Annotated in this window: 17 protein-coding genes; 7 read left to right on the forward strand and 10 right to left on the reverse strand. The window is 65.3% G+C overall.

Features of this window, described 5'->3' with window-relative positions; all coding sequences use genetic code 11:
* The first annotated feature begins 2 nt into the window (after positions 1 to 2).
* Positions 3 to 1064, forward strand: coding sequence for a diacylglycerol/lipid kinase family protein (locus KTJ78_RS10880; protein ID WP_369808073.1), 1062 nt, complete (start codon positions 3 to 5; stop codon positions 1062 to 1064).
* 193 nt (positions 1065 to 1257) lie between these two features.
* Here KTJ78_RS10880 and KTJ78_RS10885 read toward each other — a convergent pair whose 3' ends face one another.
* Positions 1258 to 2880 (reverse strand): acyl-CoA dehydrogenase family protein, encoded by a 1623-nt coding sequence (locus KTJ78_RS10885; RefSeq protein ID WP_217135664.1) that lies wholly within the window; start codon positions 2878 to 2880, stop codon positions 1258 to 1260.
* A complete protein-coding gene (locus tag KTJ78_RS10890) occupies positions 2877 to 3524 on the reverse strand; it encodes a TetR/AcrR family transcriptional regulator (protein WP_217135666.1) in 648 nt (215 codons plus the stop codon). Before KTJ78_RS10890 ends, KTJ78_RS10885 begins: the two co-directional genes overlap by 4 nt.
* Positions 3525 to 3779: 255 nt before the next feature.
* Here KTJ78_RS10890 and KTJ78_RS10895 point away from each other — a divergent pair, with 255 nt between their 5' ends.
* Both KTJ78_RS10895 and KTJ78_RS10900 read left to right on the forward strand, forming a co-directional pair.
* Complete coding sequence (locus tag KTJ78_RS10895; RefSeq protein ID WP_369808074.1) at positions 3780 to 5297, forward strand: class I adenylate-forming enzyme family protein; 1518 nt, start codon at positions 3780 to 3782, stop codon at positions 5295 to 5297.
* Positions 5298 to 5622: 325 nt separating this feature from the next.
* Positions 5623 to 5799 (forward strand): hypothetical protein, encoded by a 177-nt coding sequence (locus tag KTJ78_RS10900; protein ID WP_217135667.1) that lies wholly within the window; start codon positions 5623 to 5625, stop codon positions 5797 to 5799.
* On the opposite strand, the gene pheA is transcribed toward KTJ78_RS10900, so the two are convergent.
* Positions 5796 to 6749, reverse strand: coding sequence for a prephenate dehydratase (pheA, locus tag KTJ78_RS10905; protein WP_217135669.1), 954 nt, complete (start codon positions 6747 to 6749; stop codon positions 5796 to 5798). The two genes, KTJ78_RS10900 and pheA, sit on opposite strands and share 4 nt — an antisense overlap.
* A 34-nt stretch (positions 6750 to 6783) precedes the next feature.
* Positions 6784 to 8454, reverse strand: coding sequence for a phosphoglucomutase (locus tag KTJ78_RS10910; RefSeq protein WP_217135670.1), 1671 nt, complete (start codon positions 8452 to 8454; stop codon positions 6784 to 6786).
* A gap of 162 nt (positions 8455 to 8616) precedes the next feature.
* Here KTJ78_RS10910 and KTJ78_RS10915 point away from each other — a divergent pair, with 162 nt between their 5' ends.
* Positions 8617 to 9360, forward strand: a complete 744-nt coding sequence (locus tag KTJ78_RS10915; protein WP_254259630.1) for an HAD-IIA family hydrolase — start codon at positions 8617 to 8619, stop codon at positions 9358 to 9360.
* A gap of 28 nt (positions 9361 to 9388) precedes the next feature.
* Here the strand turns inward: KTJ78_RS10915 and KTJ78_RS10920 are convergent, their stop codons facing one another.
* From KTJ78_RS10920 to KTJ78_RS10935, 4 genes are all read right to left on the reverse strand, one after another.
* Positions 9389 to 9652 carry a hypothetical protein gene (locus tag KTJ78_RS10920; RefSeq protein ID WP_217135672.1) on the reverse strand — a complete coding sequence of 88 codons (264 nt, stop codon included), beginning with the start codon at positions 9650 to 9652 and terminating at the stop codon, positions 9389 to 9391.
* A gap of 52 nt (positions 9653 to 9704) precedes the next feature.
* Positions 9705 to 10502 carry a sulfite exporter TauE/SafE family protein gene (locus KTJ78_RS10925; RefSeq protein WP_217135673.1) on the reverse strand — a complete coding sequence of 266 codons (798 nt, stop codon included), beginning with the start codon at positions 10500 to 10502 and terminating at the stop codon, positions 9705 to 9707.
* A gap of 8 nt (positions 10503 to 10510) precedes the next feature.
* On the reverse strand, positions 10511 to 11065 hold the full coding sequence (gene pyrE, locus KTJ78_RS10930) for an orotate phosphoribosyltransferase (protein WP_217135675.1): 555 nt from the start codon (positions 11063 to 11065) through the stop codon (positions 10511 to 10513).
* Between the two features lie 253 nt (positions 11066 to 11318).
* The gene (locus KTJ78_RS10935; protein ID WP_217135677.1) at positions 11319 to 12710 is read right to left on the reverse strand and encodes an FAD-dependent oxidoreductase; all 1392 of its coding nucleotides are present in this window, start codon (positions 12708 to 12710) and stop codon (positions 11319 to 11321) included.
* Between the two features lie 99 nt (positions 12711 to 12809).
* On the opposite strand from KTJ78_RS10935, the gene KTJ78_RS10940 reads away from it, so the two are divergent.
* Positions 12810 to 13601: an alpha/beta fold hydrolase gene (locus KTJ78_RS10940; protein WP_217135679.1), complete on the forward strand. Its 792-nt coding sequence runs from the start codon at positions 12810 to 12812 to the stop codon at positions 13599 to 13601.
* A 2-nt stretch (positions 13602 to 13603) separates the two neighbouring features.
* Here KTJ78_RS10940 and KTJ78_RS10945 read toward each other — a convergent pair whose 3' ends face one another.
* Complete coding sequence (locus tag KTJ78_RS10945) at positions 13604 to 14659, reverse strand: polyprenyl synthetase family protein (protein WP_217135681.1); 1056 nt, start codon at positions 14657 to 14659, stop codon at positions 13604 to 13606.
* Positions 14656 to 15411: a class I SAM-dependent methyltransferase gene (locus tag KTJ78_RS10950; RefSeq protein ID WP_270909963.1), complete on the reverse strand. Its 756-nt coding sequence runs from the start codon at positions 15409 to 15411 to the stop codon at positions 14656 to 14658. The genes KTJ78_RS10945 and KTJ78_RS10950 overlap by 4 nt, the downstream gene beginning before the upstream one ends.
* Positions 15412 to 15545: 134 nt before the next feature.
* On the opposite strand from KTJ78_RS10950, the gene KTJ78_RS10955 reads away from it, so the two are divergent.
* Positions 15546 to 16868, forward strand: a complete 1323-nt coding sequence (locus KTJ78_RS10955; protein WP_217135683.1) for an isochorismate synthase — start codon at positions 15546 to 15548, stop codon at positions 16866 to 16868.
* A gap of 57 nt (positions 16869 to 16925) precedes the next feature.
* The gene (locus KTJ78_RS10960; protein WP_217135685.1) at positions 16926 to 18230 is read left to right on the forward strand and encodes an MFS transporter; all 1305 of its coding nucleotides are present in this window, start codon (positions 16926 to 16928) and stop codon (positions 18228 to 18230) included.
* Positions 18231 to 18264 lie beyond the last annotated feature (34 nt).

The following is an 18264-nucleotide window of genomic DNA, read 5'->3' on the forward strand; positions in this document are numbered from 1 at the left end:
CGGTGCTTTTTCACCCCCTGAAAACCGATCTCCCGGCACTCAGGGCACTCATGCGCGTCGAAGAAGAGCGTGCTGGCTGGGCTCCGAGCGAGTGGATCGAGACCACTCCCGAAGACGGCGGATCGGAAGCGCTCAGACAGGCACTTTCCCGCAAACCTCACCTCGTCTTTGCCTCGGGCGGCGACGGAACCGTGCGCGCGGCCGCCGAAGCGCTGCGGGGCACGGGGGTTCCCCTCGCGATCATTCCGCAGGGCACGGGCAACATCCTGGCCCGCAACGTCGGCCTCGCCCCAGGCCGCACCGACGAGGCCGTGCGTGCAGGCTTCGAGGGCGTCGACCGCCCCATCGACCTCGGAATCGCAACAATCGTGCGCCAGGACGAGAGCGAAGACGAGCACGTCTTCCTCGTGCTCGCCGGCATGGGCCTCGACGCCCGCGCCATTCGCGCAACCCGCAGCTCATGGAAAAAGGCCGTCGGGTGGCTCGCCTATATCGATGGTGGGCTGCGAACGATGATCCGCGATAAACCGCTGCGCATTCACTATTCGTACGATAGGCACTCGGCACGCGAGCTCGAGGTGTACACCGTCATGATCGGCAACTGCGGCCTGCTGCCCGGCGGCGTACTGCTCATTCCCGACGCGCGCATCGACGACGGCGAGCTCGACGTCGTCGCGCTTCGCCCCCAGGGCGCCTTCGCATGGCTCAAGATCTGGAACAAAATCGGCTGGGAAAACGGCGTGCTGCGCAAAACCCGCACCGGCCGCCGCATCATCGACCTCGTGCACGACACCAAGAACGTGGTATACCTGCGCGCCAAGAAGTTCGCGCTCACCGTGCCGGGCCTCGAACCCGTGCAGCTCGACGGCGACGACCTCGGGCTCGCAATCGCGGTTAAGGGCGCTGTCGACCCGGGCGCGCTCGTGCTGCGCGTCGCCGAGCACTGGAGCACGACGGCGTTTGGGGCTGATGCCGGTGCGGCGGGTGCTGGGGCGTCGGCTGCTGAGCCTGGCGCTCGGGCGGCTGCCGTTTCGGCGCCAAAGGCGGCTCCGGCGGGCCGGTGAGGCATGGCGAGTGGTAGGTGAGTCCGGCCAGTAGACCGGTGATGCCGACCGTCTTGTGCGGCTTTTCCGCGTCCACTTGACGAAAAGCAGGGTGTTCCGCTGAAAACACCCTGCTTTTCGTCAAGTAAACCTTAAAACGGCAGGCAGCGCCGCACCACCAGCAGGCAGCGCCGCACCACCGGCAAGCAGCAGCCTACGCGCGAGCCGCCACCGCCGCCGCATCGACGCCACGAGGCAGCGCACCGTAGAGGTGCCCGAACCCGGCACCCTCGCCAAGGCGCGAAGCCACGAAGGCGTCAGCCACTGCATCGGGGGCCGTGCGCAAGAGCAGCGACGCTTCAAGCGAGGTGGCGAGCGCGCCGACGAGCTGTCGAGCACGGGCATCGGGTTGCGCATCGGCCGCGACGTCACGGGCGAGTGAACGCGTGCGCGCGAGGTGCTCGTCGAAGACGGGGTTCACGCCTGCGGCAAGCGCGACCTCGGCGTCGAAGGCCTCGAGCGACTCGGGCTCGCGGGCGATGGCGCGCAGCACGTCGAGGGCGATGACGTTGCCTGAGCCCTCCCAGATGGCCATGACGGGCTGCTCGCGGTAGCGCATCGCGAGCGGGAAGTCTTCGATCGCGCCGTTGCCGCCAAGGCACTCGAGCGCTTCGCCCGCGTGGCTCGTGGCGCGCTTGCACACCCAGTACTTGCCCACCGCGGTGGCGAGGCGGCGAAACGCGACGTCTTCGGCCGGGGCATCGTCGTCGTAGGCGCGGGCGACGCGCATGGCGAGTGAGGTGGCGGCCTCGGTCTCGAGCTGCAGGTCGGCGATCACGGCGGTCATGGCCGGCTGGTCGATGAGGGTTTTGCCGAAGGCGGCGCGGTTCCGCACGTGCCAGGCGGCTTCAGCGGTGGCCTGGCGCATGCCCGCGAGCGACCCCAGCATTGAGTCGAGGCGGGTGCGGGTGACCATGTCGATGATGGTGCGCACGCCGCGACCCTCTTCGCCGATGAGGAAGCCGACGGTGTTCTCGTACTCGATCTCGCTCGAGGCGTTGGCGCGGTTGCCGAGCTTGTCTTTGAGGCGCATGATGTGCAGCGTGTTGCGGCTGCCATCGTCGAGCACGCGAGGCACGAGGAAGCATGAGAGGCCGCCGGGCGCCTGGGCAAGCACGAGAAATCCGTCGCTCATCGGAGCCGAGCAGAACCACTTGTGGCCCGTGAGCCGGTAGCTGCCATCACCCGCGGGCTCGGCGTGCGTCGTGTTCGCGCGCACGTCTGATCCGCCCTGCTTCTCGGTCATGGCCATGCCAAAGATCGCGCCGGGTTTGCCCGGGCGAAGCGCGCCGTCGTACTCGGTCGAGAGCAGCCGCGGCATCCACTGCTTGGCGAGCTCGGGGTGCTGCGCGATGACGGGCGCCGAGGCGTGGGTCATCGAGACGGGGCACGCGTGGCCGGGTTCGATCTGCGCGAAAAGCATAAAGTGGGCCGCGCGAGCGACGCCTGCGCCTGGCCGCGGATCGGCGAAAGCACTCGTGTGCGCACCCGCCTTGACCGCCGCCCCGATAACCCGGTGGTACGAGGGGTCGTACTCGACCTCGTCGATGCGGTTGCCCCAGCGGTCGTGCGAGTGCAGTACCGGCTCGTTGCGGTTCGCGCGGCGAGCATCGGCCTGGAACTCGGCGTTGCCGACGTGGGTTCCGGTCTCGTGCAGAGCCTCGGTTGCCCAGCCCGCGTCGTAGCGTTCGACGGCCTCGCGCAGCGCAACGTTGGCCTCGTATTCGTCGAGGCCTACCCGCTCGGGTGACTGGTTGGTGACGGTGTGAGTGTTCACTCTTCGCTCCTTTGCTGTGTGGTGTGCGCGGCGCCTGCGCCGACCGCCCTCATGCAGAGGGTGTGGATCGACGAAACGAGCCTCGTTTCGTCACGCCCGATATTCGCGTCGTGGGTATCGATGGGCGGCAGCGGCGAAAGGGGGCCTGTGAGCGCCTCACTGATAGCCCCGACGATGCCGGCGGCGGTGACTCTCGCGTCTTGCTCGGGGAAATCGCCCTCGGCGATGCCCCGTTCGACGATGTCGATGAGCAGGCTCGCGTAGCTGAGCCGGTAGGTGAGGCGCTCGGCCTCGATCGCTTTGCCGACGGGCTCGACGAGCAGCGACCACGCAAGCCGGCGCCCCCTGAGCGCGCGGCCCGTGAAGGCGTCGATGAGCGCGGTGAGTTGCGCGGAGGATCCGCCTGGGCCTGCCTCTTCAACCGCCTCGGCGACGTGCGCGAGTTCCTGGCCAGCGCAGCGGCGGAAAACCTCGGTGAGCAGCTCGTCGGCGTCGGTTGCGTAGCTGTAGAGCAGCCCAGCGCTCATGCCAGCTCGCCCGGTGATCGCTTTGACCGAGGCGCCGCGAAAGCCCGCTTCGCTCACGATCTCGGTTGCGGCCTTCACGAGCGCAGAGCGGCGGTCGTGCTGCACGGGGGTGCTCATGCCGTTCTCCCTTCGCTGGTCGGTGTGCTCACGGTTGCTGGTGTTGCGATGCTTCGGTGTGTGGTGGTGGGCTGCGCAGTGCTTGGCGGTGCAGTGTTCTGGTTCGCGTTGGGCGGTGTGGTCGAGCTACCCATTGGGGCGCCGCCTCTGAGAAATGACATGTGTCTAGATTCTCACATTGAATTGTGATTCAATAGGCATTGAACCACGATTCAAGTCGTGAAACAAGCCCCGCCACAGTGAAGTGAGGAAACCGTGAATCTCAATTGGATGCTCGAACGCGCTGCGCGTACCTTCCCCGAGAAAGAAGCGATCGTGAGCGATCTACAAACGCTCAGCTACCGAGAATTGCTTGACACGACGAAGCGCGCGGCGCAGGTGTTTCGCGATCTTGGGGTTGCCCCCGGCGATCGCGTGGGAGTCATGACCTACAACACTCCCGCCTTCATCATCGCGGCGTTCGGCCTCTGGCGTGCTGGCGCGGCCCTCGTGCCCATCAACCACAAGTTCACCGCAACCGAGGTGAAGTACGTGGCCGAGCACGCATCGCTTGGCCTCATCGTGGGCGACGCCGACTTCGAGGCGCAGATCACGAAGGGTGCGCCGAACGCACGCCTCCTCACGACAACCGACGACGCGAGCGGCGAGTTCGACACGCTCGTCGCCGCGGCCAAGCCGTGGGATGGCGTCGAGGTTACCGGCGACATGATCGCCCAGGTGCTGTACACCTCGGGAACAACGAGCAGCCCCAAGGGCTGCCTGCACACTCACGCGGGCCTCTCGGGCGTTCCCGCCTACACGACCGCGGCCGTTGGGCTGCGCCGCGAAGACCGCTTTTTGATCGCGATGCCCATCTGGCACGCCTCACCCCTCAACAACTGGATGCTCTCGATGGTCTACCTCGCGGGCACCATCGTGTTGCTCAAGGAATACCACCCTGTGCACTTTCTCGCGACCGTCGAGAAGCACCGTGCGACCGCCTTCTTCGGCGCGCCCATCGCGTACCTCGCACCGCTCAAGGTGCTGCCAACCATCGACAAGCAGCTGAGCGACTTCGACCTGACGAGCATGCGTCTGTGGGCATACGGCGGAGCCCCGATGGGCGCTCAGACCGTGCAGATGCTGCAGCAGGCCTACAACACCGACAACTTCTACCAGGTCTACGGCATGAGCGAGATGGGCCCCGTCGGCTCAGCCCTCTACCCCGAGGAGCAGGTACAGAAGGCCGGCGCGATCGGAGCCGGCGGCATGCCGGGTGTCGACATTCGCGTCGTGAAAGAAGACGGCGAGCCCGCCTCAGCCGGCGAGGTCGGCGAGATCTGGATTCGCTCGAGCACTCGCATGCAGGGCTACCTCAACAACCCCGAGGCCACCGCCGACGTCTTCGACGGCGACTGGTACCTCTCGGGCGACCTCGCGCGCATCGACGAAGACGGCTATCTCACCATCGTCGACCGTCTCAAAGACGTTGTCATCACGGGCGGTGAGAACGTCTACTCACCCGAGGTCGAAGAGGCGCTGCGCCAGCACCCCGAGATCATCGACGCCGCGGCGGTCGGGCGCCCCCACGAAGAGTGGGGCGAGACCCTCGTCGCCGTCATCGAAGCGACCGAAGCCGGCGCCTCACTCACCATCGAAGAGGTGCGCGAGTTCTTGAGCACCCAGCTCGCGAAGTACAAGATGCCGCGAGAGCTCGTGTTCAGCGCCCAGCTGCCGCGCAACCCGTCGGGCAAGATCATGAAGCACGTGCTGCGGGCTGAGCTGACGGCGTAGCGGCGGCGCGGGGCTGGGCGCTGACAGGGCGTGGGCGCCGGCGTGGGCGCCTGCGTGGGCGCCTGCGTTGGCGGGCGCTGCCCACGGGGCGCGCTACCTGCGCGGCGCACTACCTGCGAGGGCGCGCTGCGGCACTCGCTTGCGTGGGCTGGCGCCCGATCCGCGCCCTTGGGTGCCTCGCCCCGCGTCGACTCGCGCTTGATCCGCCGCTTCGGTTTGTAGCTGCGTGCGCTGGCACTCGCCCCGCGTGCCCTGACATTCCGTGGCGCGCACTGGCACCCGACCTGCACGTTTCGGCATCACGCAACCCCGCCTCGGCGTTTACTTGACGAAAAGCAGGGTGTTTTCGGCGAAACACCCTGCTTTTCGTCAAGCCAGCATCGCCAGTGTCATCGCGCGCAACGAAACAGCCGCCAGCTTGCGTAAAGTGGCACTGAAGCGCGACAGCGGCAGCAGCGGCGCGGCGAAGCTGGAACAGCGGCGGGGCGAGAGCACCGCCTAGGCGCGCGCCGAGCCCGCCCCTAGCACGCCGTCGAGCCACGCGCGCGCATCACGAAACGACGCGTCGTCAGTGCTCGGCTGGGCGATGGCGCGAATGCCGTCGGCGCGGGGGTACGAGCCCAAGAACACGACGCGGGGGCTGAAGCGTTTCACGCCGAGCAGGGCGTCGGCCACCCGTTCGTCGAGCACGTGGCCCTCGGCATCGATGACGAAGCGGTAGCGGCCCATGCGGTCGCCGATGGGGCGTGAAGCGATGAGGGTGAGGTTGACTCCGCGGGTTGCGAACTGCTCGAGCAATTCGAGCAGCGAACCCGACTCGTCGCGGGGCAGCTCGACGATGAGGCTCGTCTTGTCGGCCCCGGTGCGGGCGGGCAGCGGGCCCGCGGGCGCGACCAGCACGAAGCGGGTGACGGCGTCACGGTTCGAGGCGAGGTGCTCGGCGAGCACGGTCACATCGTAGTGTTCGGTGATGCTCGGCGGGGCGATCGCCGCGTCAATCTGCTCACGCTCGAGCAGGTCAGCGGCGGCCTGCACGTTCGAGGCAGCCGGAAAGTGCACGTGCCCCGGCAGCCGCTCATCGAGCCACTCGCGGCACTGACCATAAGCGACGGGGTGCGCCGCGACCGTGCGAATGTCGTCGAGGCGCGCACCGTTTCGCACGACGAGCACGAAATCGACGGGAACGAGGTACTCGCCGATGATGTGCAGCCCCTGCGTCGTGGCGAGGGCGTCTTGCGCGACGGTGACTCCGCCGTCGACCGAGTTCTCGATCGCGATCATGGCGGCGTTGCTGCGCCCGGCGACCACGTCGGCAAGCGCCTCGCCAATGTTAGCGACGGGGTTCCACTCTTGACCGGCGGCCTCGGGCGCGAGTTTAAGGGCCGCCTCGGTAAACGTTCCCGCGGGCCCAAGATAGGAGTACCGACGCAGGGGCGTTTCAGAAGCAGTCATGCGCCCATTCTACGCGAGGGCAAACGCAACAGAGTTACGCGAGCGCCCGTGCAACCAGAGCCTGCGCTTCGGCGAGCACCTGTTCAAGGTGCTGCTCGCCGAGGAACGACTCGGCATAGACCTTGTACACGTCTTCGGTGCCAGAGGGTCGGGCCGCGAACCAGGCGTTCTTGGTCATGACTTTGAGCCCGCCGATGGCTGCCCCGTTGCCCGGAGCCTCGGTGAGCACGGCAGTGATCGCCTCGCCGGCGAACTCACCAGCGGTGATATCGGCGGCGGTGAGCTTCTTGAGGCGCGCCTTCTCGTCGGGGGTCGCGGCGGCGTCAACACGGCGGTACACGGGGGTGCCGTGCTCGCGCGTGAGCGCTTGGTAGCGTTCGTCGATACTCTCGCCCGTCACCGCCGTGATCTCGGCGGCGAGCAGGCACATGATGATCCCGTCTTTGTCGGTCGACCAGGGGCGCCCGTCGGTGCGCAAAAACGAGGCGCCCGCGCTCTCTTCGCCGCCGAACGCGACACTGCCCTCGTGCAGCCCGGGCACGAACCATTTGAATCCGACGGGCACCTCGAGCAGTTCGCGGCCGTGGCCTGCGACCACTCGATCGATGATCGCCGATGACACGAGCGTTTTGCCGATGGCCGCATTTTTCCAGGCGGATCCTTCCGCACTCCCCGCCCCGGCACGGTGCGCGAGCAGGTAGTCGATCGCAACCGCGAGCACGTGGTTCGGCTGCTGCAGCCCTGCCCCGCGCGTGATCACACCGAAGCGGTCGGCGTCGGCGTCGTTCGCGACGAGCAGGTCGTAGTGCTCGCGCTCGGCAAGGGCGCCCGCCATGGCGTGGGGCGACGAGGGATCCATGCGAATCTTCCCGTCCCAGTCGAGCGTCATGAACGACCAGGTGGGGTCGATTCCGGGCCCGAGCACGGTGAGGTCGAGCTCGTGCACGCGGGCGATCTCGGCCCAGTACTCGACGGCTGCACCGCCGAGCGGGTGGGCGCCGATGCGCACCCCCGCCTCCCGAATCGCTTCGACGTTCACAATCTCGCCGAGCGCGGCGACGTAGGGGCCCATGAAGTCATGGCGTGCGGGCTCCGCTCCGACGGCGCGGGCAATGTCGGCTCCCTGTTCGAGTAGTTCGTTCGCCCGGGCAGCGATCCAGTCGGTCGCGTCGGTGTCGGCGGGGCCACCGTGGGGAGGGTTGTACTTGAAGCCGCCATCCTGTGGCGGGTTGTGGCTCGGGGTGACGACGATGCCGTCGGCGAGGCCATCGGCTGAGGGGCCGGCGGCTGCGCGATCCGCTACGGCAGGAATCGCTTCGTTGTAGCTGAGAATCGCATGGCTGAGCGCGGGCGTTGGCACCAGCGCGTCTCCAGCGCTCGCACGAACCTCGACGCCCGCGGCGAGCAGCACCTCGACGGCAGTCGCGAGGGCCGGGGCTGAAAGGGGATGCGAGTCGGCCCCGATGAAGAGCGGGCCGGTGAAGCCCTGCCCCGCGCGGTACTCGGCGATCGCGAGCGAGATTGCCGCGATGTGCGCCTCGGTGAATGAAGCGTTGAGCGAGGTTCCGCGGTGCCCCGAGGTACCGAAGGCTACACGTTGGGCTGGGTTACTGAGATCTGGCCGGGCCCCGTGGTACGCAGCGATGACCGCCGCAACGTCAATGAGGTCTTCGGGGGTGGCAGCGAGGCCTGCGCGTTCATGCATACCCCTAGTCTGCCGCATCTCGGTCCGTTAACCTTGCGTTTACGCTGTCGAGGTAAAGTAAGGGCACCAATGAAAAATACAGAACAACTGAAAAATCAGCCGGCCAGCGAGGCCGGAGCTTCACCGGTGGGCCGAGACGCGATTGAGTGCTGGCTCACCGACATGGATGGCGTCTTGGTGCACGAAAACCACGCCATTCCCGGTGCCGCCGAGGTCATCGCTCAGTGGCAGGCCAACGATCAGCCGTACCTCGTGCTCACGAACAACTCGATCTTCACCGCGCGCGACCTGAGCGCCCGGCTTGCCGATGCGGGCCTTACGGTTCCCGAAGAACGCATTTGGACGAGTGCGCTCGCGACCGCTGCTTTCTTAAAACAGCAGAAGCCCGGCGGATCAGCGTTCGTGCTCGGCGAGGCCGGAATTCTCACGGCCATGCACGATGCGGGGTACGTGATGACCGAAACCGACCCCGACTTTGTGGTGATTGGCGAGACCCGCAACTACTCGTTCGACGCGATGACGAAGGCGATTCGCCTCATCAACGGCGGAGCACGATTTATCGCGACGAACCCCGACGCGACCGGGCCGAGCCCCGAGGGCCCGCTGCCCGCGACCGGCGCGGTTACGGCGCTCATCTCGAAGGCGACGGGCCGCACCCCGTACGTCGTGGGTAAGCCAAACCCGATGATGTTCCGCTCGGCGCTCAACCGCCTGGGCGCGCACTCTCACAACACCGCAATGATTGGCGACCGCATGGACACCGACATTGTCGCGGGCATGGAGGCCGGCCTGCACACGATTCTCGTTATGACGGGCATCGCCGATAACGCCGAGATCGAGAAGTACCCGTTCAGGCCGAACGAGAAGCTGCCCTCGATCGCTTCGCTGCTCGAGAAGAAGCGCTAGCGGGCACCACCCCGGCAAAACGCGGTGCTCAGAAGCCGACGATGAGGCTTCCTGCGACGGCGATGAGCATCGCGATATCGAGGCCCACGAGAACCATAAAGGGTGTCGGCGAGCCCGCGGTGCGTGCCGCAGCCCGAATGTGCAGCGCGGCCGCTCCCAGCACGAACGGAATCGCGAGCCAGGACACCATCGGAACGAGCAGCGCCACAATCGTGAGCACGACGCTCGTCACGAAAATGATGATGCCCGCGCCGGGAACTGCCCTGCGCTCTGGACTTGATGGTGGTGTCATAGTGCCTCCTTGCCCTCAACCGTAGCGGGGGCCACTGACATCGAGAATCTCACTATGCGTTGCGCCGCATGCGCAGCTCGCGCACGAGCATCTGGCAAAGCAGGAAGAAAAGATACGCAGAGAAGGCAAGGTTGCCCCAAAACGGGTCGAGTACCCCTGCGAGCGTCGCGCCGACGGGCACGAAGGCCGCCGCTGCGACGCCAACGAAGGCAGCAGCGCGAAGGTCGACGTTGCCCCGGCGCATGTTGCCGAGCGTGCCCGAAATCGAGCCGGGAATCATCATGAGCAGCGAGGTTCCCTTCGCCACGAGGTCACTCGCCCCGAAGAAGAACATGAGCACGGGCACCACAACCACTCCGCCGCCAACGCCCAGAAGCCCCGAGAGAATCCCGGTGATGAAGCCGGTCACAACGAGTAGCAGTGCCGTCAAAACCGTCAACGAAATCGTGTCCTCACGTTGCGGAACCACAAACCACAGGCTCACGATCACCACCGCGAGAAAGCCCATGAACACCCAACGCACAACGTGCACGGGCACCCGGCTCAGCAGCCAGCTGCCCACCTGCGCACCGATGATGATGCCGACCGCGAGCGCAATCGCGGCAGCCCAGTCGACGTTCGAGTGGATCGCGTAAGTCGTCGCACCGACGATCGCCGTGGGCAAGATGGCGGCGACCGAGGTGCCGGCCGAGAGCTTTTGCGGCATGAGAAGCCACAGCGCGAGGGCCGGAACGATGATCGTTCCACCGCCGATGCCGAAGAGCCCTGAGAGAGTTCCGCCGGCAACGCCGATGAGCATGAGTGAGGGGGCTGCCGGGCGCACGCGGGTCTGGCTGACTGGCTGCTGCATACAGCGCGTTACTGGGGGTCGAGCCCGAGGTCGCTGAGACCGATCGCGTAACGGTATTCGTACCCCGCCTCTTCGATGCGCGCCTTCGCGGGAGCCTGGCGGTCAACGACAACGGCGACCGCGACAACCTCGGCGCCAACGCGCTTCAGGGCCTCGATGGCGGTGAGGGGCGATCCGCCCGTTGTTGAGGTGTCTTCAACCACGACGACGCGCTTGCCCTCAAGGTCTGGGCCCTCGACCTGACGGCCGCGGCCGTGGTCTTTGGGTTCTTTGCGCACGACGAACGAGTCGTAGACCTTGCCGCGCGCGACCCCCTGGTGCATGATCGCCGAGGCGATCGGGTCGGCCCCCATCGTGAGGCCACCAACCGCAACAACCCCGTCGATGTCGTCAATGAGGTCGAGCATGACCTGCCCGATGAGCGGAGCCGCACGGTGGTCGAGACTCAGGCGACGAAGATCGATGTAGTACGTCGCCTTCTTTCCACTGGTGAGGGTAAAGTCACCGTGAAACACGGCCTCGTTCTTGATGAGCTCAATGAGTTGTTCGCGCGCTGCTGACATGGGCTCTATGTTACCGGGTGTGCGGGGCCGCTGGTGGCGGGGCTGTGGGTAAGTGGGGTTGGAGGGCCGCCGATCCGCCGCGGCGCGAGGCTGCCGATCGCCCGGCGCGAGGCGGTCGGTCACCCGCCGCAAGCACGCGGCACGCCCAGCGATCCACTTGACAAAAAGCAGGGTGTTTCGGCGAAAACACCCTGCTTTTCGTCAAGTAAACGCCAAATCGGCAAACACAGCCGAGACCCCGGCCGTAACCGCCCTACGCGCCCCGCGAAATCTGCGTCATCTCGTCGCGCGGCACAACCTTCATGCGTTCGCGCCCCGCCGCCTCGCCGAGCGAGCGCTCGTGCTCGTCAAGCAGGTGCCAGCCATCGACGGTCGTGTACTCGACGCCGCGCTCGTCGAGCAACGCGGTAATCGCGGCCTCGTCGGCGTTCTCGGGCTGCCACAGGCTGCCGGGCGTCGCTTCGTCGGCGATGAGCTGTTCGAGGGTCTCCATCGCATCGCTCTTCGTGTGGCCGATGAGGCCGACTGGGCCGCGCTTGATCCACCCGGTCGCGTACACGCCGCCGATATGCTCGCCGGCTTCGTCGAGTACGCGGCCCTTGACGTTCGGGATCACGCCGCGAGCAGCGTCAAACGGAATCTCGTCGACCGCCGAACCGAAGTAGCCAACGGCGCGGTAGAAGGCCTGCACGGGAATCTCGCTGATCTCGCCGGTGCCGATGATGCCGCCCTGGCCGTCTGGTTTCGTACGTTCGATGCGGATCGCGGTGATGCGCCGCTCATCGCCCTCCCCCTCGGTGACGAGAGCGAGTGGTTTCGACCAGAAGTGCATGACGAGCTTGCGCGATGCCGGCTCGCGTTCTTCGGTCTGGTTTTTGCGCCAGGTATCAAACACGCGGTTGATAACCTTGCTCTGCTTGTTGGCGGCCGCGAGTTCTTCAGCGTGTGGATCTTCGACGAGAAAGTCTGCTTCGTTCAGCACGATGTCGACGTCGCGTTGCTCGCCGAGTTCGCGCAGTTCGAGCGGTGTGAACTTCACCGAGGCTGGACCGCGGCGACCGAAGAGGTGCAGTTCGCGAATGGGGCTCTGTTTGAGGCCCTCGTAGACGTTGTCGGCGATCTCGGTCGTGAGTAGGTCTTCGGGGTGCTTAATGAGCATGCGCGAGATGTCGAGCGCGACGTTGCCGTTGCCGATCACCGCGACCGACTCGGCCTCAAGGGGCCAGGTGCGGGGAACGTCGGGGTGGCCGTCGAACCAGCTCACGAAGTCGGCGGCTCCGTATGAAGCGGGCGCGTCAACGCCCTCGATGTCGAGTGATGCGTCGCGGGCCGCGCCGGTCGAGAAGATGACGGCGTTGTAGTGGTGCTTGAGGTCGTCGAGCGTGAGGTCTTTGCCGTACTCGACGTTGCCGAAGAAGCGAACGGTGCCGTTGTCGAGCACCTCACGCAGCGAGGTCACGATGCCCTTGATGCGCGGGTGGTCGGGGGCGACGCCATAGCGCACGAGGCCATAGGGGGCAGGGAGTTTTTCGAAGAGATCGATCGAAATGTCAAAGTCGCGTTCGGCTTTTCGCAGCAGGTCAGCGGCAAAAATACCCGCCGGGCCGGCACCAACAATTGCGAGGCGAAGAGTCTTCTTGGTCATGCTTCCTTTTCCTGGCGCGCGAAATGGGCGCGGCGCACGCGTCTAACGGTAGCGAACAAGCCCGTGTGACCTCTGAGAACCCTGTTATTCTGAGTCACTATGACGACCCCAGAAATGGCACTTCCTGAACCCGAACGCACCTCGTTCGTGCACGAGGGCAACGAGCTATTCAGCTACCGTTGGCCGGTGAACGACAGGCCGCGGGTCTTGCTCATTCACGGGATCGGCATGGGTCACTGGGTGTACGAATCGTTCATCACTGCGCTCCTCAACGGTGACACCCCGTTCGACGTCACTGCGGTCGATCTGCCGGGCTTCGGTGATGCCCCGAAGCCACAGCACGCCCTCTCGATGGAACACACAGCTGACCTCGTGGCACTCTCACTCACCGCGCATGAGGCGCCGAGCCCGCTCATCGTTGTCGGCCACTCAATGGGCTCGCAGGTCGCGGCCGAGCTTGCCGCCCGACACCCACAACTCGTCGACGCGCTCGTGTTGGTCGCGACGACCGTCAATCCCGCAGAGCGCTCTGTGCATCAGCAGGCCAAACGTATGCTGCAAGACCTTGGAACCGAGAGCATCGGCGTGCTCGCCAGAGGAGCCCTCGCCTACGCGCAGGCAGGGCCGCGGTGGTTTATCGAGAAGCTGAAGCCCACGCTCGAGCACCAGATCGAGCGCACACTGCCACGCATCGAGCAGCCGACGCTTGTCATCAGGGGGTCACTCGACCGCGTGAGCCCTGCCGTGTGGGCACGGCAAATCACGGGTCTTGTTCCTGAGGCCTCACTCCTGGAACTCGAAGGTCACGGGCACGAGGCCATCATCGCGCACGGTGAACCCGCGGTACAGGGCATCGAGCGCTGGCTCTCGCAGCTGCCGCCGCGCGCCTAGCGCTAGCCCTCGCGGGTGACGATCGAGTCGGCGAGGCGCTCGAACGCGTCTTTCACGGTCGAGTTTGGTAGCGGGGCGATCGCGGTTACCGCGTCTGATGCCCACTGCTTCGCGGTCGCGAGCGTCTCTGCGGTCACCTCGTGTTCGCGCAGCTCAGCGACCTCGCGGTCGAGCAGCGTCGCGGGTTCGCCTGCCTGAATACGCGCGGCGCCCTCTTCGATGCGAACAAGAAGATCCTTTGCTGCACGGTCGGTCTCGGCACGCTTTTGCAGCAGCAGCACCGGAAGCGTCTGCACACCAGCGCGCAGGTCGGTGCCAGCGAGCTTGCCCGTCTGCTCTTTATCTTCAGAGAGGTCGAGCACGTCATCGATGAGCTGGAAGGCGACACCGATACGCTCACCGTACTCCTGCACCATGTCGGCGTATTCGGCCTTGGCTCCGCCAAACATGACACCCATGCGTGCGGCGGTCGCAATGAGCGCACCCGTCTTGTCGGCCAACACCTGCATGTAGTGTTCGATACGGTCGTCGCCCTCCTGGGGGCCGACCGTCTCGTGCAGCTGGCCGAGGCACAGGCGCTCGAAGGTTTTCGCCTGGAGCACGATCGCTTCTTCACCCATGCCCGACACGAGCGATGAGGCACGCGCAAAGAGCAGGTCGCCCGCAAGAATCGCGACCGAGTTCGACCACACGGTGTGGGCCGCGGGAACCCCGCGGCGCAGCGTCGCCTCGTCCATGACATCGTCGTGGTACAGCGACGCGAGGTGGGTCAGCTCGACCGAAACGGCAGCGCGGTGTACGAGCTCATTTGGGCCGTCGCCAAGCTGACTCGCAAGCAGCGTGAGCAGCGGGCGAATGCGTTTGCCGCCGGCCTCAGCGAGGTAGCGCGCCGGAGCATCAGCAACCGGCGAGGCAAACGAAAGCTGCTCGACGAGCTGCGCTTCAACGTGCGCCATCTCTTTCTCAAGTTTTTTCGCGTGCAGCTTGTCGCGAGCCCCCTTGAAGAGGTTCGTTGGGAGCATCTGCGTCGCGGTGTCTTCAGCGATGGGAAGGCTCATTTTTTGGTCTCACCCTCAATGATGTCTAAGTTCTGAACGGCTTTCTCGCCTGGCACGAAGCCGCGGTGCAGGGCCACGATACCGGCGGTGAGGTTGCGATAGCCGACCTGCTCGAAACCGGCCTCGGTCATCCATGACGCGAGCTCGGCCTGCAGCGGCCACTTCTCAATTGATTCAGTCAAATAGTCGTAGGCTTCACCTGGACCACCAACGAGGCTCGCAAGCTTTGGCAGCACATTTTTCGAATACCACGAGTACGGTCCGCGAATGAGCGCAAGCGGTGGCTGCGAGAACTCACAGATAACGAGTCGCCCGCCAGGCTTCGTGACGCGTAGCATCTCGCGAAGCGCCTTCTTAGGGTCGTTGACATTGCGCAGGCCGAACGAAATCGACGAGGCATCAAAGCTGTTGTCTTCAAACGGCAGGTCTGTTGCATCAGCCCACACAAAATCAATGAGCTCATTGCCGGCCTGACGTTTCTCGCCCTCAGCGAGCATGCCGCGCGAGAAGTCGGCCGCGGTCACGTGAGCACCCTGGGCCGCGAAGGCCGCACTCGACGTGCCGGTACCTGCTGCGAGGTCGAGCACCCTCATTCCCTTGCGCGGGGCGACGGCCTTCACCGTGGCGATTCGCCACAGACGCGACTGGTACGCAGAGAGCACGTCGTTAATAATGTCGTAGCGAGGGGAGACCTCGTCGAACATGCTCGAAACGTCGCTCGCTGGTTTTTCGTTTGCATTGGGGCGAATCACCCCTCCATGCTACCCGCAACGGCTGACGTTACCCTCATGAGTCATGTTTTTACCTGTTTCTCCCCGCGCAGCGCACCGCAGTCACCTGTGAATCAGACCACGCTCACCAACCCCGCAGCGGGTAGATTGGAACCGTGAACACCGCTTCTCTACCCCGCTTTCGCGTCGTCTCTCGGCCGCTCAGCCGGGTGCCCGACCTCGTTCGACTCGCCGACTCCGAAAACCCACTGCTGTGGGTGCGCAAACAGCGCGGCTTCGTGGGCCTCGGGGTTGCGTACCGTCTCGACACGCACGGCGGCGAGCGCTTCGCAGACGCTTCACGCACCTGGGCAACGCTTCAAGAGAACGCCATCGTCGACGACCCGATCGCCGGCCCAGCGACGGGCCTTATCGCCCTCGGAACGTTCTCGTTCGCCAGCAACAGCCAAACTCCATCAACCCTCATCGTGCCGCGCATCGTCGTCGGGAAGAAAGATGGAGAGGCGTGGATCACATACGTGGGCGATGACTCGGCCGATCCGCACCCCGCGGCAGCTTCCCTCGCGAGCGCCGACGTCTTCGACGTCGCTCAGCTCGACGATTTTCTCGCGCTTGCCGGTGTGAAGGGTACCGTGCCCGAAACTTCGACATGGCAACCCCTGCAGTGGCAGACTCCCGAGGGCGAGACCGAGGCTTACAGGGCCGGCGTCGCCGAAGCGGGCCGCAGGCTTGATGCCGCAGCCATCGAAAAGGTGGTTCTCGCGCGCAGGCTCCAGGCGCCGCTCGCTGAGGGCGCCGATTTGCGGGTCCCGCTTGGCAGGCTCGCGCACCGCTACCTCGACTGCTGGACCTTTGCGGTCGACGGCATGATCGGGGCAAGCCCAGAGACGCTCATTCGGTCAATTCACGCGAAGGTCTCGGCGCGCGTGCTCGCTGGCACCCGCAGGCGCGACGAGAACGAGGCACGCGACGAGGAGCTCTCTCGCGAACTCGTTGCGAGCGAGAAGGAACAGCTCGAGCACCGTTTCGCGATCGAGAGCCTCGTCGAGACGCTCTCACCGCACGTCACCGACCTGCAGCACGACGCCGAACCTTCGCTCTTGCAGCTGCCAAATGTATGGCACCTCGCGACCCGGGTGACGGCGCAGCTCGCCGACGGGGCCGACGCGTTCGAGCTCGCTGAAGCGGTGCACCCGACGGCCGCGGTTGCCGGAACCCCGACCCCACTCGCGATGGACACGATTGACGAACTTGAGCCATTTGACCGCGGTCGCTACGCGGGTGCCGTAGGCTGGGTAGGAGCAGGCGGCAACGGTGACTGGGCCATCGCACTACGGAGTGCGCAGGTCGACCACAGCCATAGCCCTGCCACCATCACCGCTTTTGCTGGAGGGGGTCTCGTTGTAGGGGCCGACCCCGAGCATGAACTCAGCGAAACGGTCGCGAAGTTTCGACCGCTGATGGAGGCATGTAGCTAGTCGTCGCTTGCGCTCAGAAGTGAAGAGACGCGCAAACGACGAGAGGGGAAGATCATCGTGGAGGATGCTTCGACAGGCGTCATTCCCCTTCCACAACGAAAGCCCACGCTTCGCGACATGGTGAGCGCGCTCACCATTCGCAACTACCGCATTTACGCAATCGCGCAGATTCTCGCGCTCACTGCGGTGTGGACCCAGCGCGTCGCCCAGGATTGGATTCTCTTTCAGCTCACCGGCAATGTGAGCACGGTCGGCTTTCTCGTCGTCATGCAGTTTGGCCCGGTGCTGCTGTTTGGCATGCTCGGCGGGGTGATCGTCGACCGGTATTCAAAACGCACCCTCATCATCATCTCGCAAACCGTGGTGATCGTCTCTGGTGCGTCACTCGCGGCCCTTGCTTTTACCGGCGCGCTCGAAGCCTGGCACATTTTTGCGCTCGCTGGCCTCGTCGGCCTCTTCTCAGTCATCGACCAGCCGGCGCGTCAGGTGTTCGTCTCTGAGCTTGTCGGCCGGCAACTGCTCTCGAACGCGGTGAGCACCAACTCGGCGATCTTCCAGACCTCTGCACTCATTGGCCCCGCAGTCGCGGGCCTCATGCTCGCGAACTGGGGCGGCGGCTGGGCTTTTCTTGTCACCGCCATCGGCGCCTCGCTCTCGCTCGTGCTGCTCTTCTTCATCAACACCGCCGAGCTCACGAAGTTTCCCACGGCACCGCGTGAGAAGGGCCAGGCACGCGAGGCCCTCGCCTATGTTCGCCGCAAGCCCGTCATCTTCTGGACGCTCATCTTGCTCGTCTTTGTCTCTGGCATTGGCATGAACTGGTCGGTGCTGCTCGCGCCGATGGCTGAGCACGTGTTTGACTCTGATGCTCGCGGCTATGGCAGTTACAACTCAGCGATCGCCGCCGGAGCGCTCATCGGCGCAATCCTTTCAATGCGCCGTATGGGCGTAAGGTTACGCACGTTCTACGGCTCGGTGCTCGGATACACCTCGCTCAAATTCGCCTCGGCCTTCATGCCGCACGAGTGGGCATTCATGGCGACGATCGCTCTCGCTGGCCTCTGGTCGGTGCTTATGTGGACCGCGGCTAACGCGCTCATCCAAACTTCGTCGAACATGCTCATTCGCGGCCGCGTCATGTCGATTTATCTGCTCATCGCGGTCGGCGGCCAGGCCCTCGGTGGCCCCCTGCTCGGCATGCTCGTCGACCACTTCGGCGCGCGCGCAGGTCTCATGATCTCGGGCGCGGTTCCCCTCACCGCCGCCCTCATTATCGGCTTCATCGTCACTCGGGTGCATCGTGTGCCCATGGGCGACCTCCTGCCGTTTCGATATGGCGGATCGTCGTCTCCCGAAGACTAGCCCTCGGCGTCTGTTCTTCTTCGTCACCTTTGCC

The organism is Leucobacter chinensis (assembly GCF_019049105.1).
In the GTDB taxonomy this organism is placed as follows: Bacteria; Actinomycetota; Actinomycetes; order Actinomycetales; family Microbacteriaceae; genus Leucobacter_A; species Leucobacter_A chinensis.

Excerpts from the sequence above, each read along its gene's own strand:
- KTJ78_RS10910 (WP_217135670.1), bottom strand. The coding sequence starts at position 8,454 with ATGCATGAACGCGCAGGCCTCGCTGCCACCCCCGAAGACCTCATTGAC.
- KTJ78_RS10915 (WP_254259630.1), top strand. The coding sequence starts at position 8,617 with ATGGATGGCGTCTTGGTGCACGAAAACCACGCCATTCCCGGTGCCGCC.
- pheA (WP_217135669.1), bottom strand. The coding sequence starts at position 6,749 with ATGACTGCTTCTGAAACGCCCCTGCGTCGGTACTCCTATCTTGGGCCC.
- pyrE (WP_217135675.1), bottom strand. The coding sequence starts at position 11,065 with ATGTCAGCAGCGCGCGAACAACTCATTGAGCTCATCAAGAACGAGGCC.
- KTJ78_RS10920 (WP_217135672.1), bottom strand. The coding sequence starts at position 9,652 with ATGACACCACCATCAAGTCCAGAGCGCAGGGCAGTTCCCGGCGCGGGC.
- KTJ78_RS10945 (WP_217135681.1), bottom strand. The coding sequence starts at position 14,659 with ATGAGCCTTCCCATCGCTGAAGACACCGCGACGCAGATGCTCCCAACG.
- KTJ78_RS10925 (WP_217135673.1), bottom strand. The coding sequence starts at position 10,502 with ATGCAGCAGCCAGTCAGCCAGACCCGCGTGCGCCCGGCAGCCCCCTCA.
- KTJ78_RS10890 (WP_217135666.1), bottom strand. The coding sequence starts at position 3,524 with ATGAGCACCCCCGTGCAGCACGACCGCCGCTCTGCGCTCGTGAAGGCC.
- KTJ78_RS10935 (WP_217135677.1), bottom strand. The coding sequence starts at position 12,710 with ATGACCAAGAAGACTCTTCGCCTCGCAATTGTTGGTGCCGGCCCGGCG.
- KTJ78_RS10940 (WP_217135679.1), top strand. The coding sequence starts at position 12,810 with ATGACGACCCCAGAAATGGCACTTCCTGAACCCGAACGCACCTCGTTC.